We start from the raw sequence: 22,569 nt of genomic DNA, 5'->3' as shown, positions 1-22,569 counted from the left end.
ACAGCTCAGCGTGCTTCACATTTCGGCTGCGCAACGGTCACCCTGGCGCACTTGGCAGCGCACGTTCCACTGGCGAAGCTCGGCGCAACTTCACACCCGAAGCCATGACACCGTGGAAGGCCCATAGATGACCCGATTCGGCAGAACGTCGAAGCTCGTCGCGGCCATGCTGGGAGGGGCTCTAGTGCTCTCGGCGTGCAGCAGCGACGACGACGGCGACGACGACGAAAGCAACAACTCCAGCGGCGGCCCGTCCGGCACGGTCACCTACGGCATGGAGCAGCCCTTCGACAGCTACAACAACACCACGGCCGGCGCCAACACGGTGGCCAACGGGCAGGTCCTCAACTCGGTGCTGACCGGCTTCTGGCAGTTCGGCAACGAGGACGGCCAGCCCGTCCCCAACGAGGAGTTCGGCACCTTCGAGAAGGTCTCGGACGACCCGCTGACCGTCAACTACACCATCAACGACGCCGCGGTCTGGTCGGACGGCACGCCGATCGACTGCGACGACGTCATGCTGTGGTGGACGGCGATGAGCGGCGCCTTCGACGGCCTGTTCTCCGCGGTCGGCACCCAGGGCATCGAGGACACCGCGATGCCCGACTGCGAGCCGGGCGGCAAGAGCTTCTCGCTGGTCTACAGCAAGCCCTACGCGGACTGGCTGACCGCGGGCCCTGGCAACGGCAACACGGTGATCATGCCGGCCCACGTGGTCGCCGAGCAGGGCGGCTTCGACAGCCCCGAGGCGTTCCTCGAGGCGCTGCGCGGCGACGACCCGTCCGTCCTGCAGGACGCCGCCGATTTCTACAACAACGGCTGGCTGCTGAACGGCGCGCTGCCCGACCCCTCGCTGATCCCGTCCTCCGGTCCCTACATGGTGACCGGGTACGAGCCCGAGCAGTCGGTCACGCTGACCTACAACGAGAACTACTGGGGCACCCCGCCGGCCGCCGAGACCATCGTCATCCGGCAGATCCCCGACTCCGAGCAGGTCCAGGCGCTGCAGAACGGCGAGATCGACGTCATCCAGCCGCAGCCGACGGTGGACATGGCGCAGCAGATCGACTCCGCCTCCGGCATCGAGTCCCAGGTGTACAACCAGTACACCTACGAGCACCTGGACTTCAACTTCAACCAGGGCCCGTTCGCGGACTCGCTGGCGCTGCGGCAGGCGTTCGCCCTCTGCGTGCCGCGCGAGACGCTGGTGGAGAACCTGATCCAGCCGGTCGTGCCGGACGCCGAGGTGCTCAACGCCCGCAACACCGCCCCGTGGGACCCGGGCTATGACCAGTCCGTGCAGGCCTCGCAGGAGTACATCGACGAGTTCGGCACCCAGGACATCGACCGCGCCCACGAGATCCTGGAGCAGGAAGACGCCGTCGGCACCACCGTCCGGCTCGCGACGCTGGACAACCAGCGCCGCAACGACGCCGGCGCGCTGATCGCCGACGCCTGCAACCAGGCCGGCTTCGACGTGCAGTTCTCCTCGACCGCCGACTTCTTCGACACCAACGGCGCGCTGGCGCAGAACGCCTTCGACGTCGCGATGTTCGCGTGGGCCGGCTCCCCTGACCGCTCCGGCTGGAACTCCACCTACCGGACCGTCCAGGAGTGCACCCCGGAGGGCAAGGGCAACAACAACGGCTGCTACTCGAACCCGGAGATGGACGACCTGCTCGACCAGGTGCTGCGCGCCTCCGACGAGCAGCAGGCCATCGACCTCACCTCCCAGATCGAGGCCCTGCTGTGGCAGGACATGGTGACGATCCCGCTGTACCAGCACCCCGGCATCACCGCCTGGGGCTCCACGGTGGAGAACGTCGTCCCCAACCCGTCGCAGAACGGCATCGTGTGGAACGTGGCCGAGTGGAGCAAGTCCTGATCCCTCACGGATCGGGCGCACCGAGCCGGGCCTGACCCGGCCGCCCTGCCGCACGACCGCACCAACGCCTCGCGGGGCCGGGGGTCTGACCCTCCGGCCCCGCGTTCGCGTGAGGCGGTCCTCCAGGGCGCGGCGGGCGCCGCGGGTCCCCGCGCCGGGCCCCCGCTCCGGCTCCCGTCCTCGCCCCGTCCCGCCCGCCCCCGAATTTTTCCCTCGATCCTCAGGAGTCAGCGCACATGCTCGTCTTCATCGCGCGGCGGCTCTTCGTCTCGGTCTGGGTCTTCCTCGTCGCGACCGTCGTGGTCTTCTTCCTGGCGACGAACATCAGGGACCCGCTGGCCGACGCGCGGCAGCTTCCGGACCAGGCGCGTGCCAGCAAGATCGCCGAAATCACCGAGCGGATGCACCTGGACGACCCCGCGCTCGTCCGCTACTTCCGGTGGCTCGGCGACCTGCTCACCGGCAACTTCGGCAAGGACCGCGAGGGCCAGAAGGTCAACGCCGCGCTGGACCACGCGCTCTCCGCAACGCTTCAGCTGATCATCGGCGCCACGGTCATCGCCATCGTCGTCGGCATCACCATCGGCGTGATCTCGGCGCTGCGCCAGTACACGGCCCTCGACCAGTCCGTCACCTTCGTCGCCTTCGTCTGCTTCTCGCTGCCGCTCTTCTGGGTCGGCACCCTGCTGAAGCAGTTCCTGGCCCTCGACTTCAACGACTGGCTGGCCGACCCCGAGATCTCCCCGCTGTTCATCGGCGGGATCTCCCTGATCACCGGCCTCGGCTGCGGCGCCCTCGTGGTCGGCGACCGGCGCACCCGCTGGGCCGTCTTCGGCATCACCACCGTGGCGATGGTGGCGCTGCTGATCGCCCTCTCGGCGAGCGAGTGGTTCGCCGACCCGGGGCTCGGCCCGATCGTCATCGCGCTCACCGCGGTCGGCGGCGCGCTCGGCTTCACCGCCCTGGTCAGCGGCCTGGAGTGGAAGCCGCCGCTGCAGGCGGCGCTGATCGCGGCGGCCCTCGGCGTCGTGGCCTCCCTCGCCCTCGACCCGGTGCTCGACGACCCGCAGCTGATCACCCTGCTCGGCCTCGCCGTCCTGACGGCCCTCATCTGCGGCGCCGTCGGCTGGTTCCTCGGCGGCGAGCTCTACCGCCGCTCCGCCATCCCGGCCGCCGTCTTCACCGGCCTGTTCACCGGGGCGGTCATCTTCACCGACCGGATGTTCCAGTCCTTCGCCGACTACTCCGACTCGGTCGGCGGGCGCCCGATCTCGACCATCGGCGCCGAGACACCCAACTACGAGGGCACCTTCTGGGAGACCGGCCTCGACTCCTTCGGCCACTTGGCCCTGCCCACCCTGGCGCTCGTGCTCATCTCCCTGGCCACCTACACCCGTTACACCCGGGCCAGCATGCTGGAGGTGATGAACCAGGACTTCGTGCGCACGGCGCGGGCCAAGGGCCTGGGGGAGCGCGCGGTGATCACCAGGCACGTGCTGCGCAACGGCCTGATCCCGATCACCACCCTGGTCGCCTACGACATCGGCACGATCATCGGCGGCGCCGTGGTCACCGAGCAGGTCTTCGGCTGGTCGGCCATGGGCAGCCTGCTGTTCAAGGGCATCGAGGAGGGCGACCCGATGCCCATCATGGCCTTCTTCGTGGTCTCCGGCGGCGCCATCGTGGTGTTCAACACGATCGCCGACCTGGCCTACGCCTTCCTCGACCCCCGCATCCGGCTGTCGTAAAGGAGAACGGACATGACATCCCAGACCCAGACAGCCGAGGCGGGCACGCCCCCGCCGCCCCAGGCGGGGGACGCCGCCCAGGGCCTGAACATCGTCGCCCGCTCCCAGGGGCAGCTGATCCGGCGCCGGTTCTTCCGGCACCGCGGCGCCCTGGTCGGCATGGTCCTCTTCTTCCTCGTGGTGCTGCTGGCCGTAAGCTCCATCGGCTGGGGCCCGATCCCCGGCTGGTGGGACAAGGACGCCACCACCACGGGCACCGTCACCAACGGCGGCGACCCGACCCTCTCGGTGGTGCCGGGATTCCTCGGCGGCGGCGGGGTCCACCTCGGGGAGCACCCCTTCGGCCAGGACAACACCGGCCGCGACTACTTCGCCCTGACGATGCGCGGCACCCAGACCTCGCTGCTCATCGCCATCATCGTCGGCCTGGTGTCCACCCTGGTCGGCACGGTGGTCGGCGCCGTGGCCGGGTACTTCCGCGGCCGCACCGAGTCGGTGCTGATGCGGATCACCGACGTGGTGATCGCCGTCCCCACCCTGCTGCTCGCCGGCCTGATCGGCGTCATCGTCGCCGGCCACGGCATCCTGCTCTTCGCGCTGTTCCTCGGCCTGTGCCTGTGGACGCAGATCGCCAGGCTGGTGCGCGGCGAGGTGCTCTCGCTGCGCGAGAAGGAGTTCGTCGAGGCCGCCCGCTCGGTCGGCACCCCGGCCCGGCGGATCATCTTCAAGCACATCCTGCCGAACACGATGGGCATCATCATCGTCTCGGCCACCCTCGCCATCGCCAGTGCGGTGCTGACCGAGTCCGCGCTGTCCTTCCTCAGCCTGGGCGTGCAGCCGCCCGACACCTCGCTCGGCCGCCTGATCACCGACTACCGCACCGCGCTCTCGGTGCGGCCGTGGCTGTTCTACTGGCCGGGCCTGTTCATCGTCGCGATCGCCCTCTCGGTCAACTTCATCGGCGACGGGCTGCGCGACGCCTTCGATCCCCGACAGACCCGGGTGCGTGACTGATGACCTCCCTGACTCCCCCCGCGAACACGCCCACGGCGCCCGACGTGCCCACGGACGCGTCGATCATCGAGGCGGAAGAAGAGGTGCACGCGGGCCGCACCCTGGCCGACTCCCAGCCCCCCTCGGACGAGGAGATCCTCGTCGTGGAGGACCTCACCGTGGAGTTCCCCACGGACGACGGCCTGGTGAAGGCCGTGCGCGGCGTCGACTACACGCTGCACGCCCGCGAGGTGCTCGGCATCGTCGGCGAGTCCGGCTCGGGCAAGTCGGTCTCCTCCATGGCCGTCATGGGCCTGCTGCCGAAGAACGCCAGGGTCCGCGGCAGCATCCGCTACCGCGGTCGCGACCTGCTGAAGCTGCGCCCCAAGGAGCAGCGGGCGCTGCGCGGCCGGAACATCGCGATGATCTTCCAGGACCCGATGACCTCGCTGAACCCGGTGCGCAGCGTGGGCGACCAGCTCAGCGAGGCGGTCCTGGCCCACCACCTGGTGCCGCGCAAGCAGGCCATGGCCCGGGCGAAGGAGATGCTCGACCTCGTCGGCATCCCGCAGGCCGAGCGGCGGCTGCGCGCGTACCCGCACGAGTTCTCCGGCGGCATGCGGCAGCGCGTGATGATCGCGATGGCGATCATCAACGACCCGGACGTCATCATCGCCGACGAGCCGACCACGGCCCTCGACGTGACCGTCCAGGCCCAGATCCTGGAGAAGCTCCTTGAGGTCAAGGACGCGGTGAACGCCGCGATCGTGCTGATCACGCACGACCTCGGGGTGATCGCCGGCATGGCCCACCGCACGCTGGTCATGTACGCGGGGAAGCCGGTGGAGGTGGGCGAGACCGACCAGGTCTTCTACACCCCGCGCATGCCGTACACCGCGGGCCTGCTCGGCTCCATCCCCTCGCTGGAGGGCGAGCGGGACGGGCGGCTGCGGCCCATCGCGGGCACGCCGCCCTCGCTGATCAACCTGCCCAGCGGCTGCCCGTTCTCGCCGCGCTGCCCGCTGGCGACGGACGTCTGCCGGGAGCGCGAGCCCGAACTGGCCGAGAAGGGCGACGACCACCTGGCCGCCTGCCACCACAGCGACCGACTGGCAGAAGCGGAGGACGCCACGGCGTTCTTCCGGGTCCCCGAGGAGGAACGATGACGAGCCAGGCCCCGGCCTCGCCCGCCGACGGCGCGGACGGCGCGAAGCCCGCCGAGAACGCCAAGAACGCCAAGAACGCCGAGACCACCGAGAACGCCGGGACCGGCAGGGAGGCCGGCACCGCGGGAAACGCCGAAGGAACCGAGAACCCCGAGACCGCAGGCAACGCCGAGGCCACCGGGGACGGCGGGACGGACGGGCGGAGGGAACTACTGCGCGTCACCGATCTGGTGGTCAACTTCCCGGTCCGCGGCGGCGGCCTGATCCAGCGGGTGGTCGCCCAGGTCCAGGCGGTCAGCGGCGTCTCCTTCCACGTGGCCGAGGGCGAGACCCTCGGCGTGGTCGGCGAGTCGGGCTGCGGGAAGTCCACCACCGGGCGGGCCGTGCTCCAGCTGATCAAGCCCACCTCGGGCTCGGTGCGCTTCGACGGGCAGGAGATCACCGGCCTCTCGGCCGCGCGGCTGCGGCCGGTGCAGCGCAAGGCGGGCATGGTCTTCCAGGACCCGTACGCCTCCCTGAACCCCAGGCTCCCGGTGAACGACATCATCGCCGAGCCGCTGAAGGTGCAGGGCTCCTGGCGTTCCGGCGGCAAGGCGCGGGTCGCGGAGCTGCTGCGCCTGGTCGGGCTGAGCCCCGAGCACGGCAACCGCTACCCGCACGAGTTCTCCGGCGGCCAGCGGCAGCGCATCGGCATCGCCAGGGCGCTCGCCCTCGACCCGAAGCTGCTGGTGCTCGACGAGCCGGTGTCCGCGCTCGACGTCTCGGTGCAGGCCGGCGTGGTCAACCTGCTGGAGGACATCCAGGACCGGCTGGGCGTGGCCTACGTGTTCATCGCCCACGACCTGTCGGTGGTGCGGCACATCTCCGACCGGGTCGCGGTCATGTACCTGGGCAAGATCGTGGAGACGGGCACCAGGCAGCAGGTGTACGAGCACCCCTCGCACCCCTACACCCAGGCGCTGATGTCGGCCGCCCCGCTGGCCGACCCGAAGAAGGAGCGCCGCCGCAGGCGGACGGTGCTGACCGGCGACGTGCCCAGCCCCCTCGACCCGCCGAGCGGCTGCCGCTTCCGGACGCGCTGCTGGAAGGCGCAGGAGATCTGCGCCGTCGAGGAGCCGAAGCTGATCAAGCGGGACACGGATCACCCGGTGGCCTGCCACTTCGCCGAGGAGACGGTGGGCACGCCGGCCCCGGCCCCGGCCGCGGCCTGAGCCCCCGCCAGGGGCGTTCCGGGAGGCCCCCCGGACAGCGCAGGGGCCGCCGTCCCCGCAGGTGGCGGGTGCGGCGGCCCTCGTGCGCCGGGGCGCCCGGCGTCAGCCGAGCAGTTCCTCGATCCGGGCGACCTTCCTGGTCAGGCCGTCCGTGACGCCGGGGCGCACGTCGGCCTTGAGGACCAGGCTGACCCGGTGGGAGCGGGCCGAGACGGCCTCCACGGCCCGCTTCACGACCGCCATCACCTCGTCCCACTCCCCCTCGATCGAGGTGAACATGGCGTCGGTGCGGTGGGGCAGGCCGCTTTCGCGCACCACCCGGACGGCCTCGGCCACCTCCTCGGCGACGTCCTCCCCCGCGCCGATCGGGGTCACGGAGAAGGCGACGATCACGCGCCCTCCCCCGGGCCCGCGCCGGGCTCGCCGTCGGCGCCGGCCTCCGGGAGCGGGCCGTTCTCGCCGTTGGTCTCCCCGCCCGGCTCGCCGTTCGCCTCGCCGCTCGTCTCCCCGCTTGTCTCCCCGCTTGTCTCCAGGTCTTTCTCAAGCCCCAGCCGGTCCACCAGCCACTTGTCGAACTCGACCGCGGCACGCACCCAGCTGACCAGGCTCGACACGAAGTGATCGAAGCCGACGCCGACTCCGATCAGCATCTGCGCCTCGCCGATCAGGCGGACGGTGCCCTCGTCGTTGGTGTGCGTGTAGACCTTGGGCCACAGGGTGGTGTGGTGCCACTCGTCCACGCTCTCCAGCAGCCGGGGCTTGTCATCGAGCGTGTACGGCCGGTCGTAGAAGGTCCGCACCGACATGATCCGCTGCTGCTTCTCGCCGCGGAACATGATGTAGGTGCGGAACGACTTCCACGGGGCGACCAGGTCGCCCTGCTTGTCGACCACGTACTTCAGCTTCATCCGCTCCAGCAGCTGCTTCACCAGCTCCTGGTTCGGCAGGATCGGCGCGGTCGGCCGCCGGCCCTGCTGCGGCTGGCCCTGCTGCGGCTGGCCCTGCTGCGGGCCGCCTGGCTGCCGGCCGTCGGGGCCGCCACGTGGCTGACCCCCGAAATTCGGAATTGCGGACGGGTCGACGGACACGGGTTTCGTCCCTTCGTACGGCTTCGGGGCGCGTCCATCCTCCCCCATCACTCCCGGGGCATGGCAACCAGCCTGAGCCCACCGTCGGCGCTGGCGTCGACCCGGACCGTGTCCCCGTCGCGGACCTCGCCCGCGAGGATCTGCCGGGCCAGCGGGTCGCCGATCGCGGTCTGCACCAGCCGCCGCAGCGGGCGGGCGCCGTACGCCGGGTCGTTGCCCTCGTCGGCGAGCCAGCGCAGGGCCAGCTCGGTGACGTCGAGGGTGAGCCGCCGCTCGGCCAGCCGCCGCTGCAGCGCGTCGACCTGGAGCCGGGCGATCCTGCCGAGCTCCCCGGCGCCGAGCGCCTGGAAGACCACCAGGTCGTCGAGCCGGTTCAGGAACTCGGGGCGGAACGCCGCCCGCACCGCGGCCAGCACCTCCTCGCGCCGGTCGGCCGGCTTGGCCAGCGGGTCGATCAGGTGCTGGGAGCCGAGGTTCGAGGTCAGGATCAGCAGCGTGTTGCGGAAGTCGACCGTGCGGCCCTGCCCGTCGGTCAGCCGCCCGTCGTCCAGCACCTGGAGCAGGATGTCGAAGACGTCGTGGTGCGCCTTCTCCACCTCGTCCAGCAGGACCACGGTGTACGGCCGCCGCCGCACGGCCTCCGTCAGCTGCCCGCCCTCCTCGTAGCCCACGTAGCCGGGGGGCGCGCCCACCAGCCTGGCGACCGAGTGCTTCTCGGCGTACTCGCTCATGTCGATGCGGACCATCGCCCGCTCGTCGTCGAAGAGGAAGTCCGCCAGGGCCTTGGCCAGCTCGGTCTTGCCGACGCCGGTCGGGCCGAGGAACAGGAAGGAGCCGGTGGGCCGGTCGGGGTCGGCGATCCCGGCCCGGCTGCGGCGCACCGCGTCCGAGACGGCCCGCACGGCCTCCGCCTGCCCGATCAGCCTGCGGCCCAGCTCCTCCTCCATCCGCAGCAGCTTCTCCGTCTCCCCCTCCAGGAGCCGCCCGGCGGGGATGCCGGTCCAGGCGGAGACCACGTCGGCGATGTCGTCCGGGCCGACCTCCTCCTTCACCATCGTCGGCCGCGCCCCGCCGCCCGACAGCGCGGCCTGCTCCGCCTCGGTGGCGGCGGCCAGCTCGCGCTCCAGGGCCGGGATCTCCCCGTAGAGCAGCTTGGAGGCGGCCTCGAAGTCCCCGTCGCGCTGGGCCCGTTCGGCCAGGCCGCGGGTCTCGTCCAGGCGTTCCTTCAGCTCGCCCACCCGGTTGAGGCCCTGCTTCTCCTTCTCCCAGCGGGCGGTCAGCCCGCGCAGCTCCTCCTCGCGGTCGGCCAGCTCGCGCCGAATCCGCTCCAGCCGCTCCCGGGAGGAGGTGTCCGACTCGCCCGCCAGCGCCATCTCCTCCATCCTCAGCCGGTCCACGGAGCGCTGGAGCTCGTCGATCTCCACGGGCGAGGAGTCGATCTCCATCCGCAGCCGCGAGGCGGCCTCGTCCACCAGGTCGATGGCCTTGTCCGGCAGGAAGCGGGAGGTGATGTACCGGTCGGAGAGCGTGGCGGCGGCCACCAGCGAGCCGTCCGCGATCTGCACCTTGTGGTGGGCCTCGTAGCGGCCCTTGAGCCCGCGCAGGATGGCGACGGTGTCCTCCACCGTCGGCTCGGCGACCAGCACCTGCTGGAAGCGGCGTTCGAGGGCCGCGTCCTTCTCGATCCGCTCGCGGTACTCGTCGAGCGTGGTCGCGCCGACCATCCGCAGCTCGCCGCGGGCCAGCATCGGCTTGAGCATGTTGCCCGCGTCCATGGCGGAGTCGGCGCCCGCGCCCGCGCCGACGACGGTGTGCAGCTCGTCGATGAAGGTGATGATCCGGCCGTCGCCGGCCTTGATCTCCGCGAGCACCGACTTCAGCCGCTCCTCGAACTCGCCGCGGTACTTGGCGCCCGCGACCATCGCCCCGAGGTCGAGCGCGACCAGCCGCTTGTTCTTCAGCGACTCGGGCACGTCGCCCTTCACGATGCGCTGGGCGAGCCCCTCGACGACGGCGGTCTTGCCGACGCCCGGCTCGCCGATGAGGACCGGGTTGTTCTTGGTGCGGCGGGCGAGGACCTGGACGACCCGGCGGATCTCGTGGTCGCGGCCGATGACGGGGTCGAGCCGGCCCTCCCTGGCGGCGGCGGTGAAGTCGGTGCCGAACTTCTCCAGCGCCTTGTACGTGCCCTCCGGGTCGGGGCTGTCGATCCGCTGGCCGCCCCTGGCGGCCTGGAAGGCGTCGAGCAGCTTGCGGTCGGCGGCGCCCTGGGCGGCGAGCAGCTCGGCGGTCTGCCCGCCCTTGGCGGCCAGGCCGATGAGCAGGTGCTCGGTGGAGACGTAGGCGTCCCCGAGCTCCTTGGCGCGCGCGGCGGCGTCCGCGATCACGGCGAGCAGCTCCCGGTTCGGCTGCGGCTTGGCCACGGAGGCGCCCTGCACGGTCGGCAGCGAGCCGAGCAGCCGCTCGGCGCCCGAGCGCAGCACCGCCTGGTCGGCGTTCACGGCGGCCAGCAGGTCCTGGATGTTCTCGTTGTCCTGCCCGGAGAGCAGGGCGAGCAGCAGGTGCGCCGGGGTGATGTCGGGGTGCCCACCGGTGAGCGCGCGGTCGTTGGCCGCACTGATCGCGTCCCGGCTTCTGTTCGTCAGCTCGGCGTTCACGGGCGGTACTCCTCCGTAACCTGTGATCTTCTACCGTACGGGCTGCCATGCCCAACGTGCGATAAGTTGAGTCTATTCCACTCAACCAGCTCGTACGAGTGAAGATGATCGCCTTTCCCGCCCGCCCCTCGCCGCCCCCGGGCGACACTGGCCGCCGGAGCGGAGAGGAGGCACCATGACGGTCATGGCCACCCACGGACGGCTGCCCTCGCAGGCCGACCTCCTCGAAGAGGGATTCCTCGCCCTGAGCACCCCGGAAGGCTTCAGGGCCGAGCTGATCGAGGGGGAGATCGTCGTGAGCCCACCGCCGGACGGCGGCCACGAGAGCTGCCTGAGCGCCGTCATTCGCCAGGTCGTACGGCAGGCAGGCACCGACATGGACGTGTCCGGGCACAAGGGCCTGCTGCTGCCAGGGGGTGAGACGTGGCCGGGAAGCCGCGTCATCCCTGATGCCACCTTCGCCCCCCGCCCCCTCGACCTCTTCCGCGCGGCCCCTCCCTGGATGGACCCGGCAGGGGTCGCCATGGTCGTCGAGGTCACCAGCAGCCGCGCGGAGCGCGACCGGGTCGCCAAGCGCCGCTGCTACGCCCGCGGCGCCATCCCCCTCTACCTCCTGATCGACCGGGAACACCGCAGGGCCACCCTGCTCAGCGAGCCCGCCGGCAAGGATTACGCACACAGCCACAGCGCGGAGTTCGGTAAGCCGCTCCCCCTCCCCGAGCCCTTCGCCTTCGACCTGGACACCGCCGAGTTCCTGTAGCCCCGGGCCCGCGGCTCCCGCGCCGCCCTTTCGGGTGAAGCGGATCGCCTTTCCCGCCCGCTCCTCGCCGCCCCCGGGCGACACTGGCCGCCGGAGCGGAGAGGAGGCACCATGACGGTCATGGCCACCCACGGACGGCTGCCCTCGCAGGCCGACCTCCTCGAAGAGGGATTCCTCGCCCTGAGCACCCCGGAAGGCTTCAGGGCCGAGCTGATCGAGGGGGAGATCGTCGTGACCCCACCGCCGGACGGCGGCCACCAGGACACCATCGACCTCGTCGTCCGCCAGGTGTACGCCCACTCGCGGGTCGCCATGCAGCAGTCCGGCAACTCGGGGCTCCTGCTCCCGGCGGGGGAGGGCTGCCCGCGCAATCGCGTCATTGCCGACCTCGTCTTCGCCCCGCTGCAGGCCCGCCTCTTCGCTCACGCCGGGTCGTGGATGCCCCCGGACGGGGTGGCCATGGTCGTCGAGGTGACCAGCAGCCGTGCGGAGCGCGACCGGGTCGCCAAGCGCCGCTGCTACGCCCGCGGCGCCATCCCCCTCTACCTCCTGATCGATCGGGAGGAGTCGGCGGTCACCCTGTTCAGCGAGCCGTCGAACGCCGACTACCGGGCCCACACCACCACCCCCACCGGCAAACCCGTCCCCCTCCCCGAGCCCTTCGCCTTCGACCTGGACACCGCCGAGTTCCTGTAGCCCGGGGCCCGCGGCTCCCGCGCCGCCCTTTCGGGTGAAGCGGACCGCCCTTTCCGCCCGCCCCTCGCCGCCTCCGGGCGACACTGGCCGCCGGAGCGGAGAGGAGGCACCATGACGGTCATGGCCGCCCACGACCCCCTGCACCGGGGGACGCACCTCCTCGACACCTTCCTGGGCCTGGAGCTCCCGGACGGGTACCGGGCCGAGCTGATCGAGGGGGAGATCCACGTGAGCCCGCCGCCGGACGGAGACCACGAGGACCTCGTGTACCGGGTCATCGCCCAGGTGGTGGCGAACTCGGCGACGCGCATGGCGTTTTCGGGCAACAAGGGGTTGCTGCTCGCCGAGGGCGACCACGTCATCCCCGACATCACCTTCGTCCCCCACGCGTCGCGCCTGTTCCGGGGCGCCCCCTCCTGGATGGAGCCCGACGGGGTCGCCATGGTGGTGGAGGTGACCAGCGGGCGCCCCGACCGCGACGAGACGGTCAAGAGGCGCCTCTACTCCCTCTCCGGCATTCCGCTGTACCTGCTCGCCGACCGCGGCCGGTCCACGCTCACGCTCCACAGCGTGCCGGCCGGCGAGGACTACAAGGGGCGTTTCACCGTCGCCTTCGGCGAGCCCGTCCCCCTCCCCGAGCCCTTCGCCTTCGACCTGGACACCGCCGAGTTCCTGTAGCCCCGGGCCCGCCTGGCCCGTCACGGCGGCCCGCCCTGGGGCCCGGGCGCCGCCATCCGGCCACCGCCGGGCCGCCGGCGCCGGGCCGCCGCCGCCGCCGGGCCGCCGGCGCCGGTCGCCGCGGGCGGGCCCGGCCCCGGGGCGGGCGTTCAGGCGGCGCCCGCGGCCGCCAGCAGGTCGCGGGCCTCGGCGGGGAAGGGGCGGCCGACGATGTCGCCCCGGCCGCTGCCGACCGAGACGACGGCGACCAGCGTGCCGGACTGACTGGCCGGGTCGTAGTCCTGGAGCCAGGGGCCGCCGCTCGCCCCCGCCGTCAGGTCGCAGCCGGGGAGCAGGAGCCCGCCGAGGTTCGGGTCCTGCGCCTCGCCCTCCCGCAGCACGTCGGTCGTGCCGCGGCAGTACCGCAGCGTCTCCCCGTCGTAGGGGGCGGCCGCGGGGTAGCCGAGCACCGCCACCTCCCGGTCCTCCCGAACCGGCTCGAAGGCCGCCCGGTTGGCCCCGTAGACCTCCTCGACGGTGCGGCCGTCCCGCCGTTCCAGGGTGAGGAACGCGTAGTCGTGGTGCAGGATCGCCACGGTCTCCCGCGTGACGTCCCAGCCCGCGGGCGTGTGCAGGGAACGCACCCGCCAGCCGTCGGTGCGGTAGGTGTCCCGGCCGTGGTCGTAGGCGGGGACGAACCACAGCTCCCCCGGCGGCTGCGCACTCTCCCGGGAGCGCACGCAGTGGGCCGCGGTGGCGACGACGCTGCCGTTCGGGGCGTCCACCACCGCGCCGGAACACAGGCCGAGCCGCCCGTCCTGCGTCTCCCAGATCAGTTTCCCGACCGTGCGGACCGTGCCCTGCGACCAGGGTTCGGCCTCGGCCGCGGCGGGCGGCGCGGTCAGGCCGAGCAGGGAGACGACGGTGACCAGGAGCGGAAGCGTCAGACGGGGCACGGAACGCATGGGGACACCCTCGAAGTCCCCGCCCGGCCTGTCCACTTCGGGTCATCCGATCGGGTGCGCCGCCGGGCAGGAGAATGAGCCGGGGTAAAGATCGGGCAAAAATCCCCGCAGGGCAACGGTCTCGACCAGTGCCGCGCCGCAGGCGGAGGACTCGCCGCGCCCGAAAGGCCATCAACGCGCGCCACACGGGTAACTTCCGGGTATTCACGGTGCATTGACGCCACAGCGGGTGGCGATCATGCTCATGCTCACCTGTCCTACGGCGAACCCAGCCACCGGAGGCCGCCTTGCCAGGACCCGCACCACACGGACCCCGAGACCGGCGAAGGACCGCGGCGCGCGCGGTCACCGCCGCCGCAGCGGCGGCCCTCGCCCTGCCCCTGCTGGCGGCAGGCCCGCCGGCCGCCGCCGACACCGCGCCCGCCACCGGCGCCACCGCGCTCCAGGCCGCGTTCGACGCCGCGGCGCGGGAGTACGGCGTGCCACAGAGCGTGCTGCTCGGCGTCTCCTACCTGGAGTCACGCTGGGACGGCCACCGGGGCGCGCCCAGCGTCTCGGGCGGTTACGGCCCGATGCACCTGACGGACGCGGCCGCGGCGCTCGCCGCCTCGGGCGGCCACCACACCGACGGCGCGGAGGACCCGCGCGGCGACGACGCCCGCCCCCTCAGGCTGGAGGACCGGACCGCGGGCGGCGCCCAGAGCCCGGCCGCGGCGACCGCCGCCGCGGCCGAGGACGCCGCCGCCGTTCCGGCCGCCGCCGGGGCCCAGACCCTGGAGCGTGCGGCGGAACTCACCGGGCTGCCCGCCTCCCGCCTGCGCACCAGCGCCGCGGCGAACGTGGCCGGCGGCGCGGCCCTGCTCGCCGCGGCCCAGCGCGCGCTCGGTGCACCGGCGAGCGAGGACCCGGCCGACTGGTACGGCGCGGTCGCCGCGTACGCGGGCGCGCGGACCCAGGAGGCCGCCGAACTGTTCGCCGACGACGTCTACGACCTCATCAACGAGGGCGCCTCCCGCGTCACCGACGAGGGCCAGCGGGTGGAGCTGACGGCCCGCTCCGTCACCCCGAGGACCGCGACGGCCCGGGCGCTCGGCCTCCCGCACGAGGAGCGCGACCCGCACGTCGAGTGCCCCCGCAACGTCTCCTGCGCCTGGGTGCCCGCCCCCTACCAGGAGCTGGGCGACGGGGACTACGGCAACTACGACCTGGCCGACCGCCCCGGCGCCCAGGACGTGGACTACATCGTCATCCACGACACCGAGGCGGACTGGCAGACGACCCTCGACCTCGTGCAGGACCCGACGTACCTCGCCTGGCACTACAGCCTGCGCTCCACCGACGGCGAGATCGCCCAGCACGTGGCCACCAAGGACGTCGGCTGGCACGCGGGCAACTGGTACGTCAACGCCAAGTCGATCGGCGTGGAGCACGAGGGCTTCCTCACCGACCCCGACGCCTGGTACACGGAGGCGATGTACCGCGCCTCGGCCCGGCTGGTCGGCTACCTGGCCCGGAAGTACGACATCCCGCTGGACCGGCAGCACATCCTGGGCCACGACAACGTAGTCGGCCCCACCGACAGCACGGTCCCCGGCATGCACACCGACCCCGGCCCCTACTGGGACTGGTCGCACTACTTCGAGCTGCTCGGCGCGCCCTTCCACGCCACCGCGGGCCGGCACGGGGGCCTGGTCACCATCGCCCCCGACTACGACACGAACACCCCGGAGTTCACCGACTGCGACGCGGCGGGCAGCGGCAACCCCTGTGCCCCGCACGGCTCTTCCGCCGTCCGGCTGCACACCGCGCCCAGCGAGGACGCGCCGCTGGTCGCCGACCCGATCACCCACCCCGGCGGCCCCGCCACCCCCGGGGTCAACGACGGCGGGGCGCGCGCCTCGGCGGGCCAGCAGTTCGCGGTGGCCGACCGGCAGGGCGACTGGACCGCGATCTGGTACCTCGGGCAGGAGGCGTGGTTCCACAACCCGGCCGACGCCCCCACCGCCCTGAACGCCCAGGGCCTCGTCGTCACCGGGCGCGAGGGCCAGGACACCATCCCCGTCTACGGCCGCGCGTACCCGGAGGCGGCGGCGTACCCCGAGGACGTGCCCGTCCAGTCGGTGGTGCCGCTCGGCTACGAGATCCCGGCCGACCAGGAGTACGTCCTCGGCCTGCGCACGGACAGCGAGTACTACTACGCCGTCACCTTCGACCCGGCGGGCCACCGGGTGGTGAGCGGCGAGCCGTACTACCAGATCCAGCTCGGCCACCGCATCGCCTACGTCAAGGCGGACGAGGTGCGCGTGCACTGGTCGGCGCACTGACCACCCGGCGCGCCGGCGCACCCGCGGAGAACGGAGAGCGCCGGCGCGCCGCACCCTGGGACGGGCGCCGGAGCGACCCCGTACGATCCGGGTCCATGCCCTCGCGCCGAGCGCTCGCGACCGCGACCCTGAGCACGCTGCTGCTGGCGGCCCTGATCCTGGCCGTGGCGGCGCGCGACGGCGCCCCCTTCCCCGTGGACACCGCGCTCCACGACTGGTCTCTCGACCACAGGACGGGGGCGCTGACCAGGACCTTCGAGATCATCACCGCCAGCGGCAGCGGATGGCCGGCCCTCGCCCTGGCCGCGCTCGCCGGCGCGGCGGCGGCCCGCGGCACGTATCTGCCGGGCGCGCTGGCCGCGGTGGCCGCGCTGCTCGCGGCGCAGTTCCTGCGCCTGCTCCTCGTCAAGGCCGTGGACCGGCCCCGCCCCCCGGCCGCCGACTGGGCCATCCACGTCCACTACCCGGCCCTGCCCTCGGGCCACGCCGCCACCTCCGCCCTGGTCGCCATCGGCGTGGCGGCCCTGTTGCTCCGCCACGCCCCGCGGCCGCTGGCCCTCGGCCTTCCCGCCCTGTGGGTCCTCGCGGTCGGCGCCAGCCGGGTCTACCTGGGGGTGCACTGGCCCACCGACGTCCTCGCCGGCTGGCTCTTCGCCGCCGCCCTGACCAGCCTCTTCCTCCCCCCACTCGGCCGCCTCCTGCACCGCCTCGGCCGCCGCTGACGTACCGCCCCGCCCGCCGCTGAGGCCCGCCCCGGCGCTCGCTTGCCGGACGGCCCGGCCCCCGCTGACGTACGCCCGGCGCAACCGCCGCCGCGCGCCCCGCGCCCCGCGCGCCCCTCAGCGCCCCTTGCCGCCCTCCGAGCCCAGGTGGGTGTCGCCGAGGGAGACGAGCAGGCGGCGCAGCGCCCGGTCCAGGGCCCGCCGGTCCTCCTCGCCGAGGGCCTCCAGCATCCGCTCCTCGTTGGCGATGTGCAGGCCGACGACCCGGTCGATCAGCTCCAGGCCCCGCGGGGTCAGCCGGACCCTGATCACCCGGCGGTCGTCCGGGTCCGGGCGCCGCTCGACCAGGCCCTTGCGCTCCAGCTTGTCCAGCCGGTTGGTGATGGCGCCCGAGGTCACCATCGCGGACCTGAGCAGCCCGCCCGGCGTCAGCTCGTGCGGGGCGCCGGCCCGCCGGAGCGTGGCGAGCACGTCGAACTCCTGTGATTCCAGGCCGAACTGGGCGAAGACCGGGCGCATGCCCTTGGCGAGCAGGTGGGAGGCGCGGTTGATCCGGCCGACCAGGGCCATCGCGCCGAGCCCGTCCAGGTCGGGCCGCTCGCGCGCCCACTGCCCGCGCAGCTCGTCCATGGCATCGCCCGCGCTCCCCTGGCCGTCCTCCGCCCCGCCGCCCTGGCCGTTCTCCGGGACGTTCGGCTCGCTGCCGGGACCGCCCATCGCCTCACCCTCTGCTCTCTCAACGTTCAGATACTTGACGTTCCCCCCATCTTAGCGGCAGTATTCTCTCAACGCTAAGAAAACGAGAGACGAGAAAGCGAGAGCTGAGAAGCTCAATGCCGAAACGAGCGAGAGGAACCCCGATGCCCCGCTCCCTGCCCGTCCCTTCCGCCCCTTCCATCCCTTCCGTCCCTTCCCTTCCTTCCGCCCCCTCCCTCCGGTCCCCCCTGTCCGCCCTGTCCCCCCTGTCCGCGCTGTCCGCCCTCGCCGCCCGGCGCCCCGTGGTGGCGGCGCTCGCCGCCCTCGGCCCCGCCTCCTGGGGCACCACCTACGTGGTCACCACCGAGCTGCTTCCGCCCGGCCGCCCGATGCTGGCCGCGGCGCTGCGCGCGCTGCCCGCCGGCCTGCTGCTGCTCGCCGTCACCCGGCGGCTGCCGCGCGGCGCCTGGTGGGGGAAGGCGGCCCTGCTCGGCCTGCTCAACTTCGGGGCCTTCTTCCCGCTGCTCTTCTTCGGCGCCTACCGCCTCCCGGGCGGCGTCGCCTCCACCGTCGGCGCCGTGTCCCCGCTGCTGGTGGCCGCCTTCGGGGCCGGCGTGCTGCGGGTGCGGCCCGCACCCGGCACGCTGCTCGCCGGGCTGCTCGGCCTCCTGGGCGTGGCGCTGCTGGTCCTGCGCTCCGACGTGGCGGTCGACCCGGCGGGCGTGGCGGCGATGCTGCTCGCCACCGCGCTGATGGCGCTCGCCGTCGTGCTGGCCAAGCGGTGGGGCCGCCCGGCCGGGGTCTCGCTGCTCGCCCTCACCGGCTGGCAGCTCACCGCGGGCGGGCTCGTGCTCGCGCCCCTGGCGCTCGCCACCGAGGGCGCGCCCCCCGCCCTGGACGCGGGGAACGCCGCGGGCTACGCCTACCTCGGCCTGGTCGGCACCGCCCTGGCCTACGGCCTGTGGTTCCGCGGCATAGAGCGGCTGCCCGCCTCGTCGGTGTCGTTCCTCGGCCTGGTGAACCCGATCGTCGCCACCCTGGCCGGACTGCTGGTGCTCGGCCAGACGCTCAGCCCCTGGCAGCTCGCCGGGCTGGCCCTGGTGCTCGTCAGCGTGCTCGCCGGGCAGCGCGCCGCCCGTCTCCCCACGCCGGGCGCCCGCCCCGCGGTGCCCGCCACGCCCCTGCCGGGCGCCGCCCCGGCGCGCCCCGCCGCCCCCGCCAACCCCCGATGAACTCTCGGGGAAGTCTCTCCGCCGCCCGCCGTCAACCGCCGTGCGTGGACATACGTTTGACTCCGGAGCGGCGGTTTCCGGAGGGGCGGTTCGCCGAGGGGGTGGAGGGCCGTGGACTTTCTGCGCTGGGATGTGGTCCTCGCCGTACTCGGCGTGGCGATACCGATCGCCGCGGCCCTGTGGGAGTTCGTCTTCGTCGGCCGCAAACGCCTCGGCTACCGGGTCCAGATGGACACCACGGCCTCGGACGAGGTGCATTCCGCCTACGCGGGAGCCCTCCAGCAGCTGCGGCGCACCGGGGGCGGGCGCCTGGTCGACCCCTCGTTCGTGCTGCTCCGCATCGAGAACGTGGGCGCCACCCTGATCGACGAGCAGGACTACGCGGCCCTCGGCGCCGACGACATAGGCATCCGCGTCGACTTCCCCGGCCGCCGGGTGGCCGGCGCGGTGGTCACCGAGCTCAGCCACGAGTTCCTGCGCCCGTGCTTCGAGGGCGAGCACGGCATGCGGGTGCGGGACAACGCCATCCTCCTGCCGAAGGTCCCGCTCAACCGCTCGGCCCACTACAAGGTGCTCGCCGCGCTGGAGCGCGACCCGGCCGTGACCACGCCGCCCGGCCGACCGTTCGCCGACCCGCACGTCGTCGGCGGGGTCAAGGGTGGCGTGGGCAGCGGAACCATCAGGAAGACCGAGAGCCACACCGGGATTTCCCGGCCGGCCGCCGCGCTGATCTGCTTCCTGGTCGTGCTGCTCGTCGCCCAGCTGCTCTTCTCCCTGAACGGCCGGGAGGAGGCCCGGGCCGCGCCCGGCGACTGCGCGAGCGGCAGCCTCACCCTCACCGGGTCCACCGCGTTCCGGCCGGTCCTCGAGGCGGCCGCCGCCGGCTACGAGGAGACGTGCACCGACGCCCACATCGACGTCGAGACCCGGGCCAGCGGCGAGGGCCTGGAGGAGCTGAACCGCGCGGGCGAGCAGGCGGGACCCGACGGGCCCGCCATGCTCGCCTTCTCCGACGGCCCCAAGGAGGACGGCTTCACGCGGCTGCTGCCCCGCCCCGTCGCCTTCTCGCTGTTCACCCTCGTCGTCAACGAGGACATCGGCGTCCTCGACCTGACCCTCGACCAGATCAGGGCCCTGTACGAGGGGACCCTCGGGAACTGGGCGGAGGCCGGCGGGCCGGACCAGCCCGTGCGCCTGGTCAGCCGCGGCATCGACTCGGGCACCAGGCGCACCTTCGAGAGGCACGTCCTCGGCTTCCGGGAGCCCATCACCGCCACCTCGGACGACTGCGAGACCCTGGGCGCGGGGGCGGCGGGAGACGTCGTCCGCTGCGAGGAGAACGAGACGCCCGACGTCCTCGACGAGGTGGCGAGCACCCCGGGCGCCATCGGCTACGCCGAGCTCGGCGCCGCCACCGCCCACGACGGCCTGCGGCTCCTGCGCATCGGCGGGAACGCGGCGACCCTCGAAGCGGCGGTCCAGGGGGCCTACCCGTTCTGGGAGACCGAGTACGCCTACAGCTACGGCGACCCGCCCACCGACTCGCTCGCCGCCGGTTTCCTGCGCTACCTGACGGACGGGGTGGGCAAGGACATCATCCGTTCCCCCAGTCAGCGCCCCTGCGCCGAGATGGACAACCCGCTGCTCTGCCGCCCCGCCTGACGGCAGCAGGCCGCGGCCCACCGCCGCCTGCACCCGCCACCCCACCGCCGCCCGCCCGCCACCTCACCGCCCCACCGCCCCCGTGTTCCCCGGGGGGCCGGCCGCGCGGAGTTCGCGCTCCCCACCCGGGCGCGTCGTGGCAAAACCGGGCCGCGGCCCGCGCAGTGCCTACGCTGAGGCGGCGTGAGCACTCCCGAGCTGGCGTCCCAGGCCGGGCGCACCTTCGTCATCACGGGCGCCAACAGCGGCCTCGGACTCGTCACCGCCCGCGCGCTGGCCGCCGTCGGCGCCCGCGTCGTCCTGGCCGTGCGCGACCCGGCGCGCGGCCGGGCGGCCGCCGCGGACATCGAGCACAGGACCACGGCGGAGGTGGAGGTCAGGCGGCTGGACCTGGCCGACCTCGCCTCCGTGCGCCGCTTCGCCACCGACTGGGGCGAGCGGCCGTTCGACGTGCTGATCAACAACGCGGGCGTGGCCCACGCGCCCCGGCAGCGGACCGCGGACGGATTCGAACTGCACATCGGCACCAACCACCTCGGGCACTTCGCGCTCACCTGCCTGCTGCTGCCCCGGGTGACCGACCGGGTGGTCACCGTCGCCTCGAACGCCCACCGGCGCGGCTCCCTGGACCTGACCGACCTGTCCTTCGACCGCCGCGTCTACCGCCCGCAGGCCGCGTACGCCCAGTCCAAGCTGGCCAACCTGCTGTTCACGCTGGAACTTCAGCGCCGCCTCAACGCCGAGGGCTCCCGCGTCCGCGCCCTCGCCGCCCACCCGGGGGCCGTCGCGACGAACCTGAACCGGCGCCTGGGCCCGGTGATGTCCCTGGTGGCCGCGACGGCCGGGCGGCTCGTGCTCAGCAGCGACGAGGCCGGGGCCTGGCCCCTCCTGTTCGCCGCCGTGCAGGACCTGCCCGGCGGGGGCTACGTGGGGCCGGGCGGCCTCGGGGAGCGGTACGGCGCCCCGGCCCTGGTCGGCCGGAGCGCCGCGGCCAGCGACCCGCGCCTGGCCAGGGAGCTGTGGCGGCTGTCCGCCGAACTCACGGAAGCCGGGCTGTCAACGCGGCGATGAGCCAGTCGAAGTCCGCCGCGTGCGGGGCCTCCGGCTCCTTGCCCCTGATCGTCGCCACGAGACGCCGGTAACGGTCGGCGTCCGCGAAGCTGCCGGCGCGCAGCCGGCGCAGCACGGCGGCCCGGTCGGCGTCGCCGAGCAGCCGGTCGAGGAGTTCGCCGGCCTCCGGGGAGCCGGGGGCCACCCCGCGCTCCCTCGCCTCGCCGGCCAGCCTGGTCAGCTTCGCCGCGAACCAGCGGTGGGCGCCGGGCCCGGCCGCCTGCCCCCCGTCGGCCCGCCCGCCGGCGTGCTGTTCGAACATGTCCCGCATCCGCCGCCTGAAGTCCGGGTCCTGGACCAGTTCGGCCAGTTCCACCCACGCCTCGACCTGCGCGGGCGCCGGGTCGTCCGGCAGGTCCGCGGGCACGTGCCGCAGCCGCTCCGACAGGTGCGGGTCGGCGTCGAGCCCGCCGAAGACCTCGCGGTGGAACTCCTCGATGATGCGCCGCCGCTCCTGGGCGGACTGCCGTGCCAGCCGGTTCACCATGGTCATCTCCTCGGTGCCGAAACGCCGCCTGACGACCGCGCTCAGGACCGCGCGGCTCAGCCGCAGGGACCTGATGCGGGCGTCGAGGGCGGCCAGGTGGACGGCGGCGACGGCCTCCAGGGAGGTCTCCCTGGCCAGCAGCCGCCGCACATCCGCGAGGCCGATGCCGAGTTCCCTGAGGGTCCTGACCAGTTCCAGCCTGGCGACGGACTCCACGGCGAACCTGCGGTGGCCGCCGGGGGCGCGCCCGGCGGGCGGCAGGAGGCCGAGGTCCGACCAGTAGCGGATGGTGCGCACCGGGAGGCCGGTGCGACGGGAGAGCTCGCCGATGCTGAGCGGCTCGGGGCCGTCGTCGCTCATGTGCCCGACACTGGTCCCTCCAGCGGCTGGAGATGCAAGCCCCCGGCGCGTGCATCCGCCGGGGCAACGCCCCGGACGCCCCGGACGCCTCGGGGAACGGACGCCCGAGGGAAACGAACGGCCCACGGGAAACGAACGGCCCACGGAACG

Annotated in this window: 18 protein-coding genes and 1 pseudogene; 13 read left to right on the top strand and 6 right to left on the bottom strand. The window is 73.2% G+C overall.

The features are described 5' to 3' along the window. Positions 1-127: 127 nt before the first annotated feature. The 5 genes from D7294_RS29570 (at position 128) to D7294_RS29550 (ending at position 7,003) form a co-directional block, all read left to right on the top strand. Positions 128-1,885, top strand: coding sequence for an ABC transporter family substrate-binding protein (locus D7294_RS29570; protein WP_120684893.1), 1,758 nt, complete (start codon positions 128-130; stop codon positions 1,883-1,885). Between the two features lie 236 nt (positions 1,886-2,121). Beyond that, positions 2,122-3,633 carry an ABC transporter permease gene (locus D7294_RS29565; protein ID WP_120684892.1) on the top strand — a complete coding sequence of 504 codons (1,512 nt, stop codon included), beginning with the start codon at positions 2,122-2,124 and terminating at the stop codon, positions 3,631-3,633. Positions 3,634-3,645: 12 nt separating this feature from the next. Further along, entirely contained in the window at positions 3,646-4,647 is a 1,002-nt protein-coding gene (locus D7294_RS29560; protein ID WP_120684891.1) for an ABC transporter permease, read from the top strand. Beyond that, the gene (locus D7294_RS29555) at positions 4,647-5,792 is read left to right on the top strand and encodes an ABC transporter ATP-binding protein (protein ID WP_120684890.1); all 1,146 of its coding nucleotides are present in this window, start codon (positions 4,647-4,649) and stop codon (positions 5,790-5,792) included. The genes D7294_RS29560 and D7294_RS29555 overlap by 1 nt, the downstream gene beginning before the upstream one ends. After that, positions 5,789-7,003: an ABC transporter ATP-binding protein gene (locus D7294_RS29550; RefSeq protein WP_241562712.1), complete on the top strand. Its 1,215-nt coding sequence runs from the start codon at positions 5,789-5,791 to the stop codon at positions 7,001-7,003. Before D7294_RS29555 ends, D7294_RS29550 begins: the two co-directional genes overlap by 4 nt. Positions 7,004-7,105: 102 nt before the next feature. On the opposite strand, the gene D7294_RS29545 is transcribed toward D7294_RS29550, so the two are convergent. The 3 genes and pseudogenes from D7294_RS29545 to clpB form a co-directional block, all read right to left on the bottom strand. Beyond that, on the bottom strand, positions 7,106-7,396 hold the full coding sequence (locus D7294_RS29545) for an MTH1187 family thiamine-binding protein (RefSeq protein ID WP_120684889.1): 291 nt from the start codon (positions 7,394-7,396) through the stop codon (positions 7,106-7,108). Between the two features lie 110 nt (positions 7,397-7,506). Then, positions 7,507-8,091: pseudogene (locus D7294_RS29540) on the bottom strand (YbjN domain-containing protein); the annotation flags it as partial. 47 nt (positions 8,092-8,138) lie between these two features. Continuing rightward, complete coding sequence (gene clpB / locus D7294_RS29535) at positions 8,139-10,748, bottom strand: ATP-dependent chaperone ClpB (protein WP_120684887.1); 2,610 nt, start codon at positions 10,746-10,748, stop codon at positions 8,139-8,141. 175 nt (positions 10,749-10,923) lie between these two features. On the opposite strand from clpB, the gene D7294_RS29530 reads away from it, so the two are divergent. From D7294_RS29530 to D7294_RS29520, 3 genes are all read left to right on the top strand, one after another. Further along, positions 10,924-11,508: a Uma2 family endonuclease gene (locus tag D7294_RS29530; protein WP_120684886.1), complete on the top strand. Its 585-nt coding sequence runs from the start codon at positions 10,924-10,926 to the stop codon at positions 11,506-11,508. Positions 11,509-11,619: 111 nt separating this feature from the next. Beyond that, positions 11,620-12,204, top strand: coding sequence for a Uma2 family endonuclease (locus D7294_RS29525; protein ID WP_120684885.1), 585 nt, complete (start codon positions 11,620-11,622; stop codon positions 12,202-12,204). 111 nt (positions 12,205-12,315) lie between these two features. Then, entirely contained in the window at positions 12,316-12,882 is a 567-nt protein-coding gene (locus D7294_RS29520) for a Uma2 family endonuclease (RefSeq protein WP_120684884.1), read from the top strand. Positions 12,883-13,031: 149 nt separating this feature from the next. Here D7294_RS29520 and D7294_RS29515 read toward each other — a convergent pair whose 3' ends face one another. Further along, positions 13,032-13,826, bottom strand: a complete 795-nt coding sequence (locus D7294_RS29515; protein WP_147450936.1) for a trypsin-like serine peptidase — start codon at positions 13,824-13,826, stop codon at positions 13,032-13,034. Between the two features lie 287 nt (positions 13,827-14,113). Here D7294_RS29515 and D7294_RS29510 point away from each other — a divergent pair, with 287 nt between their 5' ends. Together D7294_RS29510 and D7294_RS29505 are read left to right on the top strand one after the other, a co-directional pair. Then, positions 14,114-16,150: an N-acetylmuramoyl-L-alanine amidase gene (locus D7294_RS29510; RefSeq protein WP_120684882.1), complete on the top strand. Its 2,037-nt coding sequence runs from the start codon at positions 14,114-14,116 to the stop codon at positions 16,148-16,150. 95 nt (positions 16,151-16,245) lie between these two features. Then, a complete protein-coding gene (locus tag D7294_RS29505; protein ID WP_120684881.1) occupies positions 16,246-16,872 on the top strand; it encodes a phosphatase PAP2 family protein in 627 nt (208 codons plus the stop codon). A 117-nt stretch (positions 16,873-16,989) separates the two neighbouring features. Here the strand turns inward: D7294_RS29505 and D7294_RS29500 are convergent, their stop codons facing one another. After that, positions 16,990-17,589 (bottom strand): MarR family winged helix-turn-helix transcriptional regulator, encoded by a 600-nt coding sequence (locus tag D7294_RS29500; RefSeq protein WP_120684880.1) that lies wholly within the window; start codon positions 17,587-17,589, stop codon positions 16,990-16,992. 143 nt (positions 17,590-17,732) lie between these two features. Between D7294_RS29500 and D7294_RS29495 the strand changes: the two genes are divergently transcribed. The 3 genes from D7294_RS29495 to D7294_RS29485 all read left to right on the top strand — a co-directional run bounded on the left by D7294_RS29495 (position 17,733) and on the right by D7294_RS29485 (position 21,533). Further along, positions 17,733-18,800, top strand: coding sequence for an EamA family transporter (locus tag D7294_RS29495; protein ID WP_120684879.1), 1,068 nt, complete (start codon positions 17,733-17,735; stop codon positions 18,798-18,800). A gap of 111 nt (positions 18,801-18,911) precedes the next feature. Continuing rightward, positions 18,912-20,462, top strand: a complete 1,551-nt coding sequence (locus tag D7294_RS29490; RefSeq protein ID WP_120684878.1) for a PstS family phosphate ABC transporter substrate-binding protein — start codon at positions 18,912-18,914, stop codon at positions 20,460-20,462. A 183-nt stretch (positions 20,463-20,645) separates the two neighbouring features. Beyond that, positions 20,646-21,533, top strand: a complete 888-nt coding sequence (locus D7294_RS29485; RefSeq protein WP_120684877.1) for an oxidoreductase — start codon at positions 20,646-20,648, stop codon at positions 21,531-21,533. On the opposite strand, the gene D7294_RS29480 is transcribed toward D7294_RS29485, so the two are convergent. Next, positions 21,502-22,419 carry a MerR family transcriptional regulator gene (locus D7294_RS29480; RefSeq protein ID WP_120684876.1) on the bottom strand — a complete coding sequence of 306 codons (918 nt, stop codon included), beginning with the start codon at positions 22,417-22,419 and terminating at the stop codon, positions 21,502-21,504. The two genes, D7294_RS29485 and D7294_RS29480, sit on opposite strands and share 32 nt — an antisense overlap. Positions 22,420-22,569: the final 150 nt, after the last annotated feature.

This window comes from Streptomyces hoynatensis, assembly GCF_003626535.1.
Classification (GTDB): domain Bacteria; phylum Actinomycetota; class Actinomycetes; order Streptomycetales; family Streptomycetaceae; genus Streptomyces; species Streptomyces hoynatensis.
Note: the sequence above shows the minus strand (reverse complement) of the source record. Positions and strands in the feature narration are given on the sequence as shown.